This is a genomic window from Methanobrevibacter sp. (genome assembly GCF_045541095.1).
GTDB lineage: Archaea > Methanobacteriota > Methanobacteria > Methanobacteriales > Methanobacteriaceae > Methanocatella.
On the sequence record NZ_JAZQIJ010000234.1, the window covers coordinates 26076 to 43844 of the forward strand.

The window sequence follows — 17769 nt, forward strand, 5'->3', positions numbered from 1 at the left end:
ATGAAGATTAATGATGAAAATATTATAGAAATAACAGATGAGCTTTCAAGCGAATTTGAAGTAGCAAAAGTTTTAAGAAAATATCCAAAGGATACTGTTATTGTCAAAAATGTTAAAGGATTTGACATGCCTGTTATTTCCGGTATCTGCAATACAAGAGACAAAATAGCAAAATCAATCAACTGTGAAGTTTCCCAAATCACTGAAAAAATTATTGAAGCTATGGAAAATCCGATAAAAGTAGATAAATTTACAGATTTCAGTGAATATGATACTTTAGAAGTTGATTTGGATAAAATTCCAATTTTAACCCATTATAAAAGAGACGGCGGAAAATACATTACTGCAGGTGTTGTCTTTGCACGTGACCCTGAAACCGGAATTCAAAATGCATCAATCCACAGAATGATGGTTCTTGACAACAAAAGGCTTGTCATCAGAATAGTTCCAAGAAATCTCTATACTTATTTCCAGAGGGCACAAAAAGCAGGTAAAGATTTGGATATTGCAATAGCCATTGGAATGGACCCTGCAATTTTACTTGCAAGTACAACTTCAATTCCAATTGATTATGATGAAATGGATGTGGCAAATGCATTCAAAGGTGGCAATTTGGAATTAATCAAATGCGGTGATTTGAACGTTCCTCAGGCAGATATAATTTTGGAAGGTAAAATATCCGTGACAGAAACAGTTGCTGAAGGTCCTTTTGTCGATTTGACTGATACTTATGATATTATCCGTGACCAGCCAATCATTAATCTTGAAACCATGCACATCAAAAAGGATGCTGTTTATCATGCAATAATTCCTGCTGGTTTTGAGCACAAGTTGCTTCAAGGTCTTCCACAGGAACCAAGGATTTACAAATCAGTTAAAAATGCAGTTCCTACAGTTGAAAATGTTGTATTGACTGAAGGAGGCTGTTGCTGGTTGCATGCTGTTGTTTCTATTAGAAAACAAACTGAGGGAGATGGAAAAAATGCAATCATGGCCGCACTGTCCGCTCACCCTTCACTCAAGCATTGTGTAGTCGTTGACACAGATGTCAACGTATTTGATGCTGAAGATGTTGAATATGCAATTTCAACACGTGTCAAAGGTGACAGGGATATCATGATAGTGCCAAATGTTCGTGGTTCATCTCTTGATCCGGTAGCTGAAAGTGACGGAACAACCACAAAAATAGGTGTGGATGCAACAAAATCACTTAAAGCATTGGAAAAATTCGAAAGAGTAAGTTTCGGTGAATAAACTTACTTCATTTTTTTTATTTTTTTAAGTTCAAAAACTTATTTTTATGTTTACTAATTTTAAAAAAAATTAAGTGAATTATGGATTATATTTCATATAAATTTCCATAATTATAAAGGGTGACTCCTTCCGGAACGCTTGGAATAATGTTTTTTGTATCAAAAATGATTGGATTTTGCATTTTTTCGGAAATCAATTTGTAGTCCGGATGTTTGAATTCATTATGATCACATAAAATTAAAATCAGGTCTGCTCCATCGATAGCATCTCCAAAGCTTACGAAATTGTCCCTTTCAAGGTGAGGGTCATGAACTGCTATTTCATAGCCGTCATTTTCAAGTCTGGCGATTATGTCATATGCAGGGCTTTCCCTGTCGTCATCTGTATTTCCTTTGTATGAAGCTCCCAAAACAGCTATTTTCCCATTTGGAATAATTTTTTCAACATACTTGCATACGAAATCAGGCATTGAGTTGTTTGTATCACGCGCCAACTTGATTATTTTTGCTGTTTCCGGCGCCTTAGCGTAAATAAAGTACGGATCGATTGCAAGGCAGTGTCCACCGACACCAGGTCCCGGAGAGTGAAGGTTTACTCTAGGATGCTTGTTTGCCAGTTTTATGACATCCAGGGCATTAACACCTATTTCGGCGCAGATTTTTGTTAGTTCATTTGCAAGTGCAATGTTGACATCCCTGAATGTGTTTTCCATACATTTTGAAAGCTCGGCGGTCTTTGCTTCGGTAAGCATTAAATGACCTTCAACAAACTGGCCATATACTTCACTTGCCTTCACGCTGCATTCGGGTGTAACGCCTCCTATGATGCGGTTGTTGTGGACGAGTTCCTCCAGTATCTTTCCTGGCAAAACCCTTTCGGGACAATGTGCAAGATACAAATCCTCACCAATTTTAAAGCCTGCCTTTTCAAAGATAGGCTTTATAACCTCATCGGTTGACATTGGAGCGATGGTGGATTCGATGATTACTGTATTTCCCTTCTCCAACAGAGGAACAATTGTTTCACATGCAGTAATGACATAACTCAAATCGCAGCTGTAATTTTCAACGATATATGGTGTTGGAACGGTAATGATGAATGCATCTGCTTTTTCTGGAGTTAATGAAGCTTTGTATGTATTTTTCTTAACGGATTGTCTGATGATGTCACTTATTCCAGGTTCTTCTATGTGAATAATTCCCTTGTTCAGATTGTTTACTATTTCCTCGTTTATGTCCACTCCAACTACTTCACAGTGGTTTCTTGAAAAAAGAGCGGCTGTCGGTAGCCCGATATATCCTTGACCCATAATACATACTTTCATGATTTTAACTCCCCATTTAAATATTAAATATAATATATATCTAACTATATATTAAAATTTAAGGGATATTATGAAAATTTTAATTACAGGCTCCAATGGAATGTTGGGCCATGATTTGGAAGAAGTCTTAAAGGATAATCATGAACTTGTCCTGACAACTTCAAAAACATTGGATATAACCGATAGGGATAAGACAATGGAGGTAATTTTAAAAAACAAACCTGACATTGTAATTAACTCTGCGGCTTATACTGATGTTGACGGATGCGAAACCAACAAGGAACTCGCATATGCGGTAAACGGTGAAGGCGTAAGAAATCTTGCTCTTGCATGCAGGGAAGCTAACTGTCCGCTTGTCCATGTAAGCACTGATTATGTTTTTGACGGAACTGCAAGAGATCCGATATCTGAAGATGGTGAAATCGGACCTATCAGCGTTTACGGAAAAAGTAAGCTTAAAGGGGAGGAAGCCATTCAGGAAATATTGGACCAATTCTTCATTGTCCGTACGGCATGGCTTTACGGAATCAACGGTAAGAATTTCCCAAAGACAATGCTTGAGCTTGCCGAAAATCATTCTCAAATCACAGTCGTATATGATGAAGTCGGAACTCCTACATATACTCCGGATTTGGCCTATGGAATATCCAAGCTTATCGAAACCGATTTCTATGGAATATATCACCTGACAAATTCAGGCTCATGCTCATGGTGCGAATTTGCAAGATATATCTTTGAGATTGCCGGAAAGGACGTTGAGGTAATTCCGGTTACTGCATCTGAATTTTCAAGACCGGCCCCAAGGCCAAGTTACAGCGTATTGAAAAATAAAAAATGGATAGAAAATGGATTTGAACCATTAAGAGATTATAAACAAGCTATTGAAGAATATATAGGGTTGATAAAATGAACAAAAAGATATTTTTAGTCCTTGCACTTATGATTGCACTTTTTACAATAGGATCCGTAAGTGCCGGCTTTTTTGATTTTTTAGGATTGGGTCATGATTCATCATCTGTCAGTGTTGATGAGAACGGTCAGTACTGTACAGTCGATGAGGTTGCCGCATACATTAAGGAATATCACAAGCTTCCAAGCAACTATATTACCAAAAAAGAAGCCCAAAGTCTTGGATGGCATGGAGGACCTCTTAAGAACTATGCTCCAGGAAAAAGCATTGGTGGAGATACATTTACCAACAGACAGCACATTCTTCCAGACAGCGATGCAAAATACATAGAGTGTGACATCAATGCAAATGGAACCAGCCGTGGGGCTGAAAGGATAGTCTATAATTCAGGTAATTTTAAAGTGTACTACACTTCAGACCACTACGAGACTTTTAAAGAGGTATAGGATGATTCTAGATGGTGAAGCAATAAAGAAAAAGGGTCATGAATATCTTATGGAAGCGTTGGATTTGCCGGACTATTATGGCAGGAATCTTGATGCGCTTTATGATTGCCTGACAGAAATGGATTGTGAAATTGAACTCATTAATGCTGAAATGGTTGAAAAAGATATTATTGATACTTTTAAGGATGCGGCCAATGAAAACGACCTTTTGAGGTTCAAATCATATCCTTGAAATTGATTTTTAGTGATTTTGTGTTTTTTTCACATTATCACATTTGCTATTTTTATAAAATATTATTAATTATTAAAGACAAAGTTTATTTAGTGATTGTTATGAAGGGTATAGTATTAGCAGGTGGTTCTGGAACTCGGCTTTATCCAATTACAAAAGCGGTTTCAAAGCAGCTGTTACCGTTATACGACAAACCTATGATTTATTATCCAATATCTGTTTTGATGCTTGCGGGTATCCGAGAAATTTTAATTATTTCAACTCCCCGTGACTTGCCGATGTTTAAGGATTTGCTTGGTGACGGAAGCAGTTTTGGTGTTGAATTTTCATATGAAGTTCAGGAAAATCCTAACGGCCTTGCCGAAGCGTTTATAATTGGTGAAGAATTCATAGGTGATGATAATGTTGCTTTGATTTTAGGGGACAACATATTCCATGGTCACAGATTTACAGAAATCTTAAAAAGGGCTAAAAACCTAAATGAAGGTGCCGTAATTTTTGGATACTACACCAACAATCCCGAAGCATTTGGTGTAGTTGAATTTGATGATGACTGGAATGTCCTATCCATCGAGGAAAAACCCGACAACCCTAAATCCAACTATATTGTACCTGGCCTTTATTTTTATGACAATGATGTAATCGAGATAGCGAAAAGCGTTAAACCTTCAGAAAGAGGAGAAGTTGAGATTACATCAGTAAATGAAGAGTATTTAAAACGTGGAAAGCTTAAAGTCGAACTTTTGGGAAGAGGAATGGCATGGCTTGACACAGGAACTCATGAAGGGCTTTTAGAGGCTTCAAACTTCATTGAAACTATTCAAAAAAGACAGGGCCTTTACATCGCATGTCTTGAAGAAATAGCATATCTTAAAGGATATATCAATGATGAGGAATTGTTGAAGACCGCTCAGGAGCTTAAAAAAACTGATTATGGGCAATACTTATTTAATCTGGTCAAAAAGTGATTTTATGGGAAAATTTAAATTTACTGATTTGGAAATTGAAGGAATGTTTACAGTTGAACCTACTGTCTTTGAAGACAACAGGGGATACTTTATGGAAACTTATAATGAAAATGACTTTAAAGAAGCAGGTCACGATTTAACATTTGTCCAGGACAATCAATCTAAGTCCTCAAAGGGAGTATTGCGCGGTCTGCACCTGCAGGTAAATTATCCTCAGGGTAAACTTGTGCGTGTCATTAAAGGTGAAGTTTTTGACGTTGGAGTGGATCTTAGAGCCGACTCACCTACCTACGGCAAATGGGCTGGAGCAATTTTATCCGAAGAAAACAAGAAACAATTGTTTATTCCACCAAAATTTGCCCACGGCTTTGTTGTTTTATCTGATGAAGCCGAATTCCAATACAAATGTACAGAATTTTACCACGGCGAAGATGAAAGCGGTATAATGTGGGATGATGAGGATATTGCCATCGACTGGCCTATTGATGATATAGATGAAATCATCCTGTCAGACAAGGACAAGCAATGGAAAAGCCTAAAGGAATCACAAATAAAATACGAGTGATATCATGACTAAAATACTGGTTACAGGTGGAGCGGGATTTATCGGAAGCAATTTCGTAAGATATATGGTCAACAAATATTCAGAATACGAAATCATCAATCTTGATGCTCTCACTTACTGCGGAAACCTTGAAAACCTTAAAGATATAGAAGATAAGGACAACTATTCCTTTGTTAAGGGCGATATCAGGGACAAATCAGTTGTAGACGATTTGGTTAGGGAATGTGATTATGTTATCAATTTTGCGGCCGAAAGCCATGTAGACAGAAGCATTGAGGATCCGGAAATATTTATCAAGTCAAATGTCTTGGGAACACAGATTCTTTTGAATGCAGCCAAGGAGTTCGGAGTTGAAAAATACATTCAGATTTCTACTGATGAGGTTTACGGTTCTCTTGGCCCTGAAGGATACTTTAGTGAAACTACACCATTGCAACCGAACAGTCCGTATTCAGCTTCAAAAGCCGGTGGAGATTTAATAACTAGAGCTTATGGTGAAACTTTTGATTTACCTATTAACATTACAAGATGTTCCAACAACTACGGCCCGTATCAGTTCCCCGAAAAACTTATTCCATTGATGATTTCAAATGCCCTTGAAGATAAGAAATTGCCTATCTATGGTGATGGTAAAAATATTCGTGACTGGCTGCATGTCCATGACCATTGCGTCGCTATCGATTTGGTAATGCATGAAGGTAACTTGGGAGAGGTCTACAATATAGGCGGAAACAATGAAAAACAAAACATTGAAATAGTTAAGTTAATATTGAAGGAACTGGGGAAAGACGAATCATTAATTGAGTTTGTCACTGATAGATTGGGCCATGACAGGCGTTATGCAATTGATTCAACTAAAATTCAAAATGATTTGGGATGGGCACCGGCCTATACTTTTGAAAAGGGCATTGTTGAAACAATTCAATGGTATCTTGACAATCAGGAGTGGACGAATCAGGTAAAAAGTGGTGATTATCAGAAGTATTATGAAAAAATGTATGGCAACCGATAAGTTTTACACTTGAAATATACCTCTTTTTTCATTGTTTTTTAAATTATTTTATATTTATGTGAAATTGTCTTATATTTAAGATAATTTTATATATTATTATCATTTAATAAAGATTGTAAAACTATTAATATTGGATGTTTTTTCCGATATTTTTTTTAGGGAAATGGTGATTTGATGTTGGAGCAATATTTACCTTTTGTGGGACTTATAATTTTTGGTAATATTGAAAACTTGGTACTATCTTCACAGGGAGTTGTAGCAGGTGTAAATCCAGTTAAATTATTTTTAGTAAGTGTAGTCTGTGTTTCATTTTGGCTAATTCTTGGAACTTTTGCAACTCAGATGTTTATTCAATATGTTGATTTCATCGATTTCATCGGTGGTCTGGCTATTTTTATTTTAGGTTTACAAGCAATGATTAAATCCATAAGAGGTGAATAGTTATGGATTCTGAAATTAAACAGTTTTCAGCATTATTGCTTTTCGGTAACATTGAAAACCTCATTTTGGCTGCTCAAGGTGTAGATGCGCATGTTGATCCTGTAGGACTGGCCGCTTTAAGTTTAACTGCAGTTTTTTGCTGGTTTTTAATCGGTACTTTCGGTACAAGAATAGCTATGAAATACGCCAGGTACATCAACTTTATTGGCGGGTTTGCAATATTTGTTTTAGGTTTACAGGCAATGATGGAATCTATTCCAGGAATTTTAGCGTTTCTTCATTAAGATTTGATTTTTATGAGTTATCTTAAACATAGAATTTATGGTATTATATTTAGTTTATTCAAGAATTCTCAAGTAAAAGACAATATGATTTCCTTTATTATAGATTCAAATGAATCTTTTAGGGGCAATTTGGATTACATTAAAAGAGAATTTGAAAAAAGGGGTAATTTTGAATTTCACTTTTTTTATAAGGATAGAATTTCCATCAGTGCTTTCAAATTGCTTGCAAGCTCAAAATATGTTTTTTTAAATGATAACTTTTTCCCGCTGGCGTTCATGAAGTTCAATCCGCAAACTATTGTTGTCCAGCTATGGCACGCTCCCGGCGCTTTCAAAAAATTTGGCGGATCCAGTGATTTGAACAGTAGAGAAATACTTAAAAAAGCCAGCGAAAACACAGATTTTTTAATTGTTTCTTCTAAAAATATTGAGGATTTTTACAGTGAAGCTTTCCAGATATCCAAGGATAAAATCAAGCCTTTGGGACTCCCCCGTTCAGATTACTACTTTGAAAACCATGACATTGCTAAATTTAAATCTGAATTTTTTAAAAAATATGGAATCAATGGCGATAAAAGGATAATCCTTTATGCTCCAACATTTAGGGATGAGGAAAGATTCAATAATGTTTTTGATTATCTTGATTTGGAAAAATTCAATGAATCCTTGGGGGATGAATATATTTTGGCATTGAGGCTTCATCCCAAAATCAAAAAATTCTATTCAGATGAAATTTCATCTGAAGGCAAATATGTTGACTGCAGCGATTATCCCTCAGAGCAGGAGCTGATGCTAATCAGCGACATTTTAATCACCGATTATTCATCTATAATGATCGAATTTGCAATGCTTTCAAAGCCTGTAGTATTTTTCACATATGACTATGATAGTTATCTAACCAAAGAAAGGGGATTTTACTTTGATTTTAAATCAACTGTTCCGGGTCCCATTGTTTATGATTCACAGGCTTTGATAGACGTTATTAAAAATGAAGAATTTAATGAAAGCAGGATGTCCGAATTTGTTAAGACACAATTTGATGAAATTGACGGTCAATCATCCAATAGAGTTGTCGATTTCCTTTTAAATCATGGTGGATAAAATGGAAAATATTAAGGTCAGTGTCATCATTCCGGTTTATAACTGCGGAGAATATATAGGTTCAACTCTCAAATCAGTAATCAATCAAAATTTTTCAGACTATGAAATCATTGTTGTTGATGACGGGTCCACAGACAACAGTTTGGAGGTCATCAATTCAACATTGAGGGAATGTGGCATAAGATATAAGGTAATTCACCAGCAAAACGGTGGGGTCAGCGTTGCCAGAAACCATGGAATAGACGTATCCAGTGGAGAATATCTGGTTTTTGTCGATGGTGATGACTTGATATCTCCAAATCACCTGTTAGAACTGTATAATGGAGTTGAGGATTTTTCTTTAATCCAGTTTGCAAAAAAAGACGGGGACAATATTTATTCACAGGGCACCAATTTCGGTAGGGATTACATTTCCACTGATGATTTTATTCAAAAGGAACTAAACATGGAGATAGTATTTAACTTTTTCCAGATCATGTATAAATCTTCCATCATTAAAGAAAACAACATCCGATTCACTCCGGGTGTGGTTTATGGGGAAGACACTGAATTTGCCCTCAAAGCATTGATTTTTGGAAATAATATCCATATCAGCAATGAAATTACTTATTTTTATGTTCAGCGTACTGGTTCTGCAATAAGGACAACAGAATTCAGACGTTTTGACATTGTTGAAATATTTGAAAATCTTTCGAAATTCTATAGAATTAACGGGAAAAACCATCTCGCAAAACTGATTATCTATTCAAGAATTCCTCGTGCTATTTTTGGAAACATGAATTACTTTTTCTATAGCTGTTACGGTTTTGACGATGTGATGTATGTCATGAAGAAAAAGGATCTGTTTTACAAACTGTCAAGGTTCAGGGGAGATTTCAAGTTTAATCTTAAAGTAAGGTTATTTTTATTAAATCCAAAACTATACTATAAATTATGGTTTAAATTTAAAAATTCGATTGATTGACATGAAGGTTTCAGTAGTTACACCAAATTATAATGGAGAAAGATTTTTAAGGGCTTTTTTTGAATCTCTTAACGATGATAACGAATGCATAGGCGAGGTTATTATTGTAGATAACGGATCAGATGATGCCAGCAGAGAATTTATCAGGGCAGGTTCTTTCAAATTTCCTGTAGTACTTATAGAAAACAGCGAAAATCTCGGTTTTGCCCCTGCAGTCAATCAGGGAATTGAAAAGGCAAAATTCGATTATATCTTCTCATTGAATAATGATACTGAAATCAAAAAGGGTTCCATCAAACATATGGTTGATTTGATTTCATCCCGTGAAGACGTTTTTTCAGTTCAGGCAAAAATGCTCCAGTATGACAACAAGCAGCTGATTGACGATGTCGGTGATGAGTATAACCTCCTTGGATGGACCAAAAAAACCGGAGAGAATCATCAGTCCGAAGAATACAGCGAAGTTAGGGAAATATTTTCCTCTTGCGCCGGTGCGGCCCTTTATAAAAAATCCATACTGGAAGAGATTGGAATGTTTGACGACAATTTCTTTGCATATATGGAGGATGTGGATTTGGCTCTGCGCTCAAAAATCAACGGTTATCACAATTTGCTGTGTCCGCAGGCAGTTGTATATCACATCGGAAGCGCTACCAGCGGAAGCAGATACAATGAGTTTAAAGTGAGGCTGGCGGCACGAAACAATGTTTGGGTAGTCTATAAGAACATCCCGATTCCTTTAAAAATCATCAATTTCATATTTTTGTTTTTAGGATTTTTCATAAAATACGTATTCTTTTTGAAAAAGGGTTTTGGCCCAATTTACCTTTCAGGAATCAGGGAAGGTCTCTCAACAAGAAAAAAAGTTGCCAAAACACGGTTCAAATCAAAAAATACAAAAAACTATTTAAAATTGGAATATAGATTAATAATTAATACAATCAAATTTTTAAAAAGATAAAGTTGATTTTCATGGATGTTTCTATTGTCATTGTAAATTATCAAACGTTTGAACTCACAAAAAACACCATTAACTCCATTTTCGAGTATTCATATCCGTTCAGTCTTGAAGTCATAGTCGTTGACAATGCTTCACAGGACAACAGTCTCTCAAGACTTGAGGATTATTTTGGAGATAAGGTGAAGTTCATCGCATCAAGTGAAAACAACGGTTTTGCGGCAGGAAACAATCAGGCTTTAAGGGATGTAAATTCAGAATATGTCCTGCTTTTGAATTCTGACACCATCGTCAGGCAAAATACTTTGGAAAGCATTTACAATTATATGCAGGAAAATCCGGATGTCGGCGCTTGCGGCTGTAGGGTCCTGCTTGAAAATGGTGATTTGGACAAGGCTTGCAAAAGAACTTTTCCGAATGTCAAAAATTCCTTTTTCAGACTGTTTCACATTCCAAACAACAGCAAGGATGACAATTATAATCTGACGGATTTGCCTGATGACGGAATTTATGAAATCGATTGTCTTACCGGCGCATTCATGTTCATGAGGAATGAGGCTTTAAGGCAGGTGGGCCTTTTGGATGAGACATTTTTCATGTATGGCGAGGACATTGACCTGTGCTACCGGATAAAGCATGGGGGATGGAAGATAGTCTATTATGGTGAGTCTTCAATAACCCATTTAAAGGGTGCAAGCAGCAAAAAACAAAAAAGTAAATTGCTTTATGAGTTTTATCGTGCAATGTATATTTATTATAAAAAACATCATGCAGATGAGAATTCATTTGTTGTAAACATTGTTGTTTATTTTGGAATAGCCGTTTTATGTATTGTTAAACTATTTTTAAATTTCTTTAAAAAGAAAAGTTAAATATCATAGCGACTAAACTATATTATAGTTAATTTATATAAACTATAATTATAATATTATTAACAAACCGGAAATAATCCGGGGATAGCTTGGTAATCCTTAACTCATTAGAGTTAATAGCCCAAGAATTTTTACCGAATCATTCAGAATTTGGTAAAGTACTATAAAACTAGTTTTGGTAATTGCTATGATAAAGGAAAATCAACGATTGTTAAATATTGCACTGGTACTGCTTGACGTGTTAGTAGTCGTATTATCGTTGATATGTTCATTCTGGTTGAGATTCCATACCACTCTATTCGGACCACTTGGAGGCCATTTGAGTTTTCAAAGCTATGCTTTATTCATGGTTTTTGCCGTAATTCCTACTTATCTGATTTTATATTTCGCTTTTGGTTTATATAAACCTCGTAGAACCTATAAAAATATATTTTCTGAAGCGACTCAAATTATTAAGATAAATATTGTTGCATTTTTCACGTTGGTTTCCATACTGTTTATTATAAACCAGCCGAATTTTTCAAGAATTATGCTGTTCCTTTTGGCTGTCATAGCCACATTTTTCGGTATAATTGAAAGATTCATAATAAGAAGCTTTTTGAAGAGAATCAGAATCAATAACAGAAACCTTAAACATATTCTAATCGTTGGGGACAATGATTTGGCGTATTCATTTGCTATAAAAATCAAAAACAATCCATACCTCGGTTTTGTGGTTGCAGGGTTTTTAGGCAGATCAGAGCATGTTGGATTACCGATTGCAGGAAGCAAGGTCATAGGGTCTTTCAATGATTTGGATAACATTCTCGAAAAGAATACTTTCGACAGGGTAGTTCTGGCTATTCCTCTAAAGTATTATTATAAAATCAATGAGCTTGTGGAAAGCTGTGAAAAGGTAGGTATCAAGGCGGAAATCATTCCGGATTACATCAGGTATTTTCCTGCTCAGCCGTCAGTAGACATGATTGAGGATATTCCAATAATAAATATTCGTTATGTTCCTTTGGATGATGAATTTAATAAGTTTTTAAAATATACTTCAGACTATGTAATCTCCATTATAGCCATTATTATAACATCCCCTATAATGATACTCACCGCAATTGCAATCAAATTGACCTCAAGAGGTCCAATCATATTCAAACAGGAAAGAATAGGTCACAACGGCAAGCCTTTCATGATGTATAAGTTCAGAAGCATGAAGGTTCAAAATCCCGGTGAGGAAAAGTCTGAATGGACAACAGAAAATGATCCGAGAAAAACTTTTGTTGGAAGCTTTATTAGAAGGACAAGTATAGATGAATTACCACAGTTTTTCAATGTTTTAAAAGGAGATATGAGTGTTGTAGGTCCAAGGCCTGAAAGACCTTATTTTGTCGATCAGTTCAAGGAAGAGGTTCCGAAATACATGGTCAAACATCAGGTAAGGCCGGGAATCACAGGTTGGGCTCAAATTCATGGTTGCCGTGGAGACACTTCCATCACTAAACGTATAGAATACGATATCGAGTATGTAGAAAATTGGCATATGGGTTTGGATTTGGCGATAATGATTAAAACCGCATTAAAGAAAAACGGAAATGCATATTAGCACATGTGCACACTTTCACACTTGGCCCATATTTATTATGAATTTTTTGTAATATAGAATATTACTTATCAAATGCTCTGTCTCTAAGACTTTATATAGAGCATAAATATAAAATTATAATTAACTTTTCTATGAGGGGTTTGGTATGCAAGAAGAATTATTAGAATTTTATGAAAAAATCAAAAATCATCTTTCTGAAGAAGAGTTTGAACAACAAATTGAAAAAGTAAGAGAAAATAACGCGGATGTTAATTTTTTAGATGATATTGATGCCGCAAAACAAGTTGTAGAAAATTATTTGGGCGTTGACACATCAATTTTATCCAAGTCAAATGATTCTGAGGAAATGCCTTTTGACATTACTATGAATGATGATACAAATGAAGCAGAGGAAATGTCTTCAGATATTGCAGAAGCTGAAGATAATGAATTAACAATGACTGAAGATATTAAAGAACATTTCGACAAGGTCAAAGACAAAATGACTGAGGAAGAATTCTTTAACCGCATGGAATATTTCAGGGAACAGAATTCTGAAAATCCATATATGGGGGATGCAGCTTTTGCCGAAATGGTAGTCAACGAAATTATTGATAAAGAAGAACAAATCGAAGCTATAACTGACAATCCTGATTATGATGCAGGTTTTATCAAAGATTTGGAAAAAGGCGCTAAAGAAAAGAATATTTCAGGTAGAGTTATTTCAATATCCAATAAAAGATCCTTCAAGACACGCAAAGGTAAGGAAGGGGAAGTCTGCAATGTGGAACTTCAGGACAACACAGGTACAATGAGATGTGTTTTCTGGACACAAAACATGCCTCTTTTGAAAAAATTCCATGAAGGACAGGTTATACAAATCAAAAACGTTGATATCAAAGAGGGTTTTTCAGGACTTGAAGCTAATTTAAGACCAAGGTCATCAATAGCACACATTGATGATGATCCTAGCAGATTCCCTGTATATGAAGAGACAATTACAGATATTGCAGATATCGAACCTGAAACCAAAGTAAATATTATTGCAAGAATTGTAAGAATTCCTACCATTAGAAGCTATGAGAAAAATGGAAAGCAGGGTAAAGTTGCTTCACTTGAACTGCAGGATAAAACCGGAAAGATTACATACACATTATGGAACAAAAATGTGGAGCTAATTGAAAATTTAAAACTGGAAGATGGAGACACAGTCAAAATTCTTGCAGCACAATCCCGTGAAAGAGTAAACAGGGACGGTCAAAGAGAAATTTCCCTAACTCATTGGGATGGAAGAATAATAAAAGGAGATTATGACGTTCCTGAAATTGACCAAAGCTTCACACCAATCGGTGATTTAAGTGAAAGTAAGGATGTTTCAATCAAAGGTGTAGTCATAAGACTTCAGGATATCAGAAAATTCATCAGAAAAACAGACAGCACCGAAGGAAGATTAAGAAACTTTGATGTAGGTGATTCTACAGGTTCCATAAGAGTCACACTCTGGGGTGATGATACTTCAATATTGATTAATAAAGGAGACATCATTAAGGTCATAGGCGGAGACGTACGCTTTGATGAATATACAGAAAGCGGATATTCAATGAATACAAACTTCAACACCCAAATCACTGTCAACCCTGAAAACTTAACTGTTGAGGAGTTGGATGAATTTGAAGCTATCAGGGAACAGTTAAGACCTACTCCTATAGGTAGTATTGAAGAGATTGATGATGATGGAAAAGAAGTCGACATTATCGGAAGAATCCTTTCAGTCAATGACATCAACGAGTTCCAACGTGATGACGGTAGCGTAGGGGAAGTCAGATCAGTCATGTTTGCAGATGAATCCGGAAAGGTCCAATTATCATTCTGGAATGAAAGAGCTCATGAAAACTATGTTGTAGGTGACGCATACCAAATCGAAAATGCAAGAACCAGACTTGGAATGATGAGCGTAGACTTAAATATAGGCAGTGGCTCAAGAGTAATTAAATTATCAGAGGAACAGGCTTCAGCAATGTTTATTCCAGAGTTATCCACTCTTGAAAAAACAATCTATAATCCTAAAAAGATTGAAGACCTTGATGAAGATGAAGAAGACACAATCATCATGGGCAGAATCATTGAAATGTATGATGTTCGTGAATTCGATAGAGACACAGGCGAACCCGGTCACGTGAGAAATATTGAAATTGCTGACGATACAGGATCAATTAGGGTTGCATTGTGGGACAATGATGCACTTAAACAAAGAAATGTTGGAGATGCAATAAAACTTCAAAATCCACGTTTAGCATTGAATAGAGATAATCGTCTAGAAGCAAATGTTTCAAGAGCTACAACTCTTTTAGAGCCAACTGAAAAAGAGTTGGAACAATTGCCTTCAATTGAAGAATTGCTTGAGGCCATTTATGTAGACAGAACTATTGAATCCCTATTGGAAGACGATACCAATGTCCGTGTAACCGGAAGAATCACTGAAGTAAATAATGACAGGCCTCTACGTTCAAGATGTCCTGTCTGTAAAAACACAGTTGAAGAGGAAGATGGAGGATATATCTGTGAAAATTGCGGTCATACTTTCGATGAACCTGAGTATCTTCTTGTTGTTCCAACAAAAATTGAGGATGAAACCGGTGATATTTCAGTCACATTCTTTGAAAACTTAGCTGAAGAGCTAATTGGAATGAGTAAAGAGGAAATTGTAAGCCTATATGAAGATAATTTGGGAATTGAAGATAGGCTTGAAGACCTGAACGGTATGACTATTCAAATTATTGCAAACGTAAGTTTTGACATGTATAATGAATTAACTAGGCTAAGTCCTAAAAAAATCTTAAACAAATATTATTAAATCTAAATAAAAAAAGGAATGATTATTATGGTAGAATTAGCAGATTTACCAGGTGTTGGTGAAAAAACAGCAGAAAAATTAAGAGATGCAGGTTTTGCTGATATGATGAGATTGGCTACTGCAACCCCAAAAGAATTATCAGTTAAAGCAGAAATTGGTGAGGGTGTAGCTGAAAAGGTTATTGAAGCGGCCCGTAGAGCTGAAAACATTGATTTCGAAACTGCTTTGGAAGTTGACGAAAGAAGAAAAGATGTTGGTCACATTACAGTCGGCAGTCAGGAATTCAATGATTTAATTGGAGGCGGAATAGAAACCCAATCTATCACCGAAGTGTTCGGGGAATTCGGATCTGGTAAAAGTCAAATTTCCCATGAATTGGCTGTAACTGTTCAACTGCCTGAGGAACTCGGTGGCCTTGATGGTGAATGTGTATTTGTCGATACCGAAAACACTTTCCGTCCTGAAAGGGTCAGACAAATTGCTGAAGGTTTTGATTTAGATGTTGAACAAGTTTTAAGCAGAATTCATGTTGCTCGTGCTTTTAACTCTGCTCACCAAATTTTGATGGTAGATAAAATCAATGAACTTATCCAAAACGGAACAAATGTCAAACTGGTCATTGTCGATTCATTGATGGCTCACTTCAGAGCTGAATATGTCGGAAGGGAATCTTTGGCAGTAAGACAGCAAAAGTTAAATCAACACTTACATTCACTTCAACAAATTGCAAACACTTACAACGTTGCTGTATTTTTAACAAACCAAGTACAGGCTAAACCTGATTCTTTCTTTGGAAGCCCTACAAAAGCTATTGGTGGTCACGTTTTAGGTCACGCTTCTACTTACAGAATTTGGCTTAAAAAAGGTTTGGCAGGTAAAAGAATTGCACGTTTGGTCGATTCTCCTCATTTGCCTGAAGGTGAATGTGTATTTAAAATTACTAGCGAAGGTATCGTTAGCTAATTTTAACCTTTTTCTTTTTTTAATTTTTATATAATATTAAGTTCATACTTATTATGGTATGAGCGCAATAGCAACTACTATTTTATCTATAATTTTAATGATTGGCTTAGGTTATGTCCTTAAGCGTATTGATTTTTTATCAGAAAGCGATATTGATCCTTTCAATAAAATAGTAATGTACATTTTAATGCCCTGTATGATTTTTAATGCGATTTACAATGCAGATTTAGCATCGCTTCCTAAATTGGGCATATTGCCTTTTATCATTTTAGCATCATCTGCGGCTACCGGTGCAGTATCATTTGTAATATTGAAGAAGTTGAAGTTGGATGATAAGACTTTATGGTCTGTTCTTGTTACAGTAATGATTGCGAATACTGCGTTTATGGGATATCCTGTAACATTAGGGATATTTGGTGATGAAGGTTTTTTAAGAGCTATTTTCTGTGATATGGCTACATTGTGTACATTTCTCCTTCTGTCTTTTGTTCTTATCTTGAAATTTGGCGGAACAATCAAAACAGCACTGAGAAAAATTGCACTATTTCCACCATTGTGGGCTGTAGTTCTGGGTTTGCTGTTCAATTTCATCGGCATACCTATCGGTGATGTTCTATCTAATACTGTGGACTATTTGGGCAGGGGTGCAATTCCTTTGATTATGGTTACTTTGGGTTTGTCAATTGACTTTTCTGCATTGTCCAGAAGCAAATCAATGATTGCATTCACTTCTGTTATGAAATTGATGTTTTTCCCTTTGGTGGCGTTTCTTATAGTTAATTATTTGGGTTTGGTTTCTCTTGAAAACACAGTGGCAGTTGTTGAGGCTGCAATGCCTTCAGGTATGATGTCACTTCTTCTTGCAATCACATACAAACTGGATTATGAATTGACTTCAGACTGCATACTTATCAACACTGTAATCTCTTTGATTACACTGCCTTTAATCATCATATTTTTGTAGTAAAAAATGTCATTTTTTAAGTAACCTAAATTTTTCAATTTGTAAAATAATGACTATTAAGCTTTAATTTAAATAATTGATTTAATT

General features: G+C 35.7%; 18 protein-coding genes. 17 read left to right on the forward strand and 1 reads right to left on the reverse strand.

Annotated features, from left to right (window positions below):
• On the forward strand, positions 1–1254 hold the full coding sequence (locus ACKI2P_RS10140) for a UbiD family decarboxylase (protein ID WP_407377304.1): 1254 nt from the start codon (positions 1–3) through the stop codon (positions 1252–1254).
• 85 nt (positions 1255–1339) lie between these two features.
• Here ACKI2P_RS10140 and ACKI2P_RS10145 read toward each other — a convergent pair whose 3' ends face one another.
• Positions 1340–2578, reverse strand: a complete 1239-nt coding sequence (locus ACKI2P_RS10145; RefSeq protein WP_407377305.1) for a nucleotide sugar dehydrogenase — start codon at positions 2576–2578, stop codon at positions 1340–1342.
• Positions 2579–2648: 70 nt separating this feature from the next.
• Here ACKI2P_RS10145 and rfbD point away from each other — a divergent pair, with 70 nt between their 5' ends.
• The 16 genes from rfbD (at position 2649) to ACKI2P_RS10225 (ending at position 17682) form a co-directional block, all read left to right on the forward strand.
• Positions 2649–3488 (forward strand): dTDP-4-dehydrorhamnose reductase, encoded by an 840-nt coding sequence (gene rfbD / locus ACKI2P_RS10150; protein WP_407377306.1) that lies wholly within the window; start codon positions 2649–2651, stop codon positions 3486–3488.
• A complete protein-coding gene (locus ACKI2P_RS10155) occupies positions 3485–3934 on the forward strand; it encodes a ribonuclease domain-containing protein (RefSeq protein WP_407377307.1) in 450 nt (149 codons plus the stop codon). Before rfbD ends, ACKI2P_RS10155 begins: the two co-directional genes overlap by 4 nt.
• Before the next feature lies 1 nt (position 3935).
• Positions 3936–4166 carry a barstar family protein gene (locus tag ACKI2P_RS10160; RefSeq protein ID WP_407377308.1) on the forward strand — a complete coding sequence of 77 codons (231 nt, stop codon included), beginning with the start codon at positions 3936–3938 and terminating at the stop codon, positions 4164–4166.
• A 101-nt stretch (positions 4167–4267) separates the two neighbouring features.
• The gene (rfbA, locus tag ACKI2P_RS10165; protein WP_407377309.1) at positions 4268–5134 is read left to right on the forward strand and encodes a glucose-1-phosphate thymidylyltransferase RfbA; all 867 of its coding nucleotides are present in this window, start codon (positions 4268–4270) and stop codon (positions 5132–5134) included.
• Positions 5135–5138: 4 nt separating this feature from the next.
• The gene (rfbC, locus tag ACKI2P_RS10170) at positions 5139–5699 is read left to right on the forward strand and encodes a dTDP-4-dehydrorhamnose 3,5-epimerase (RefSeq protein ID WP_407377310.1); all 561 of its coding nucleotides are present in this window, start codon (positions 5139–5141) and stop codon (positions 5697–5699) included.
• Between the two features lie 4 nt (positions 5700–5703).
• Positions 5704–6711 (forward strand): dTDP-glucose 4,6-dehydratase, encoded by a 1008-nt coding sequence (rfbB, locus tag ACKI2P_RS10175; protein ID WP_407377311.1) that lies wholly within the window; start codon positions 5704–5706, stop codon positions 6709–6711.
• A gap of 174 nt (positions 6712–6885) precedes the next feature.
• Positions 6886–7152 (forward strand): hypothetical protein, encoded by a 267-nt coding sequence (locus tag ACKI2P_RS10180; protein ID WP_407377312.1) that lies wholly within the window; start codon positions 6886–6888, stop codon positions 7150–7152.
• 2 nt (positions 7153–7154) lie between these two features.
• Positions 7155–7436 (forward strand): hypothetical protein, encoded by a 282-nt coding sequence (locus tag ACKI2P_RS10185; protein WP_407377313.1) that lies wholly within the window; start codon positions 7155–7157, stop codon positions 7434–7436.
• Positions 7437–7448: 12 nt separating this feature from the next.
• Positions 7449–8537, forward strand: a complete 1089-nt coding sequence (locus tag ACKI2P_RS10190) for a CDP-glycerol glycerophosphotransferase family protein (RefSeq protein ID WP_407377315.1) — start codon at positions 7449–7451, stop codon at positions 8535–8537.
• A gap of 1 nt (position 8538) precedes the next feature.
• Positions 8539–9501: a glycosyltransferase family 2 protein gene (locus ACKI2P_RS10195; protein ID WP_407377317.1), complete on the forward strand. Its 963-nt coding sequence runs from the start codon at positions 8539–8541 to the stop codon at positions 9499–9501.
• A 1-nt stretch (position 9502) separates the two neighbouring features.
• Positions 9503–10462 (forward strand): glycosyltransferase family 2 protein, encoded by a 960-nt coding sequence (locus ACKI2P_RS10200; protein WP_407377329.1) that lies wholly within the window; start codon positions 9503–9505, stop codon positions 10460–10462.
• Positions 10463–10473: 11 nt separating this feature from the next.
• Positions 10474–11331: a glycosyltransferase family 2 protein gene (locus ACKI2P_RS10205; RefSeq protein ID WP_407377319.1), complete on the forward strand. Its 858-nt coding sequence runs from the start codon at positions 10474–10476 to the stop codon at positions 11329–11331.
• Positions 11332–11518: 187 nt separating this feature from the next.
• Positions 11519–12922: an undecaprenyl-phosphate glucose phosphotransferase gene (locus ACKI2P_RS10210; protein ID WP_407377321.1), complete on the forward strand. Its 1404-nt coding sequence runs from the start codon at positions 11519–11521 to the stop codon at positions 12920–12922.
• Positions 12923–13067: 145 nt separating this feature from the next.
• Complete coding sequence (locus ACKI2P_RS10215) at positions 13068–15755, forward strand: OB-fold nucleic acid binding domain-containing protein (RefSeq protein ID WP_407377322.1); 2688 nt, start codon at positions 13068–13070, stop codon at positions 15753–15755.
• Between the two features lie 27 nt (positions 15756–15782).
• Positions 15783–16718 (forward strand): DNA repair and recombination protein RadA, encoded by a 936-nt coding sequence (radA, locus tag ACKI2P_RS10220; RefSeq protein ID WP_407377323.1) that lies wholly within the window; start codon positions 15783–15785, stop codon positions 16716–16718.
• 58 nt (positions 16719–16776) lie between these two features.
• Positions 16777–17682: an AEC family transporter gene (locus ACKI2P_RS10225; protein WP_407377324.1), complete on the forward strand. Its 906-nt coding sequence runs from the start codon at positions 16777–16779 to the stop codon at positions 17680–17682.
• Positions 17683–17769 lie beyond the last annotated feature (87 nt).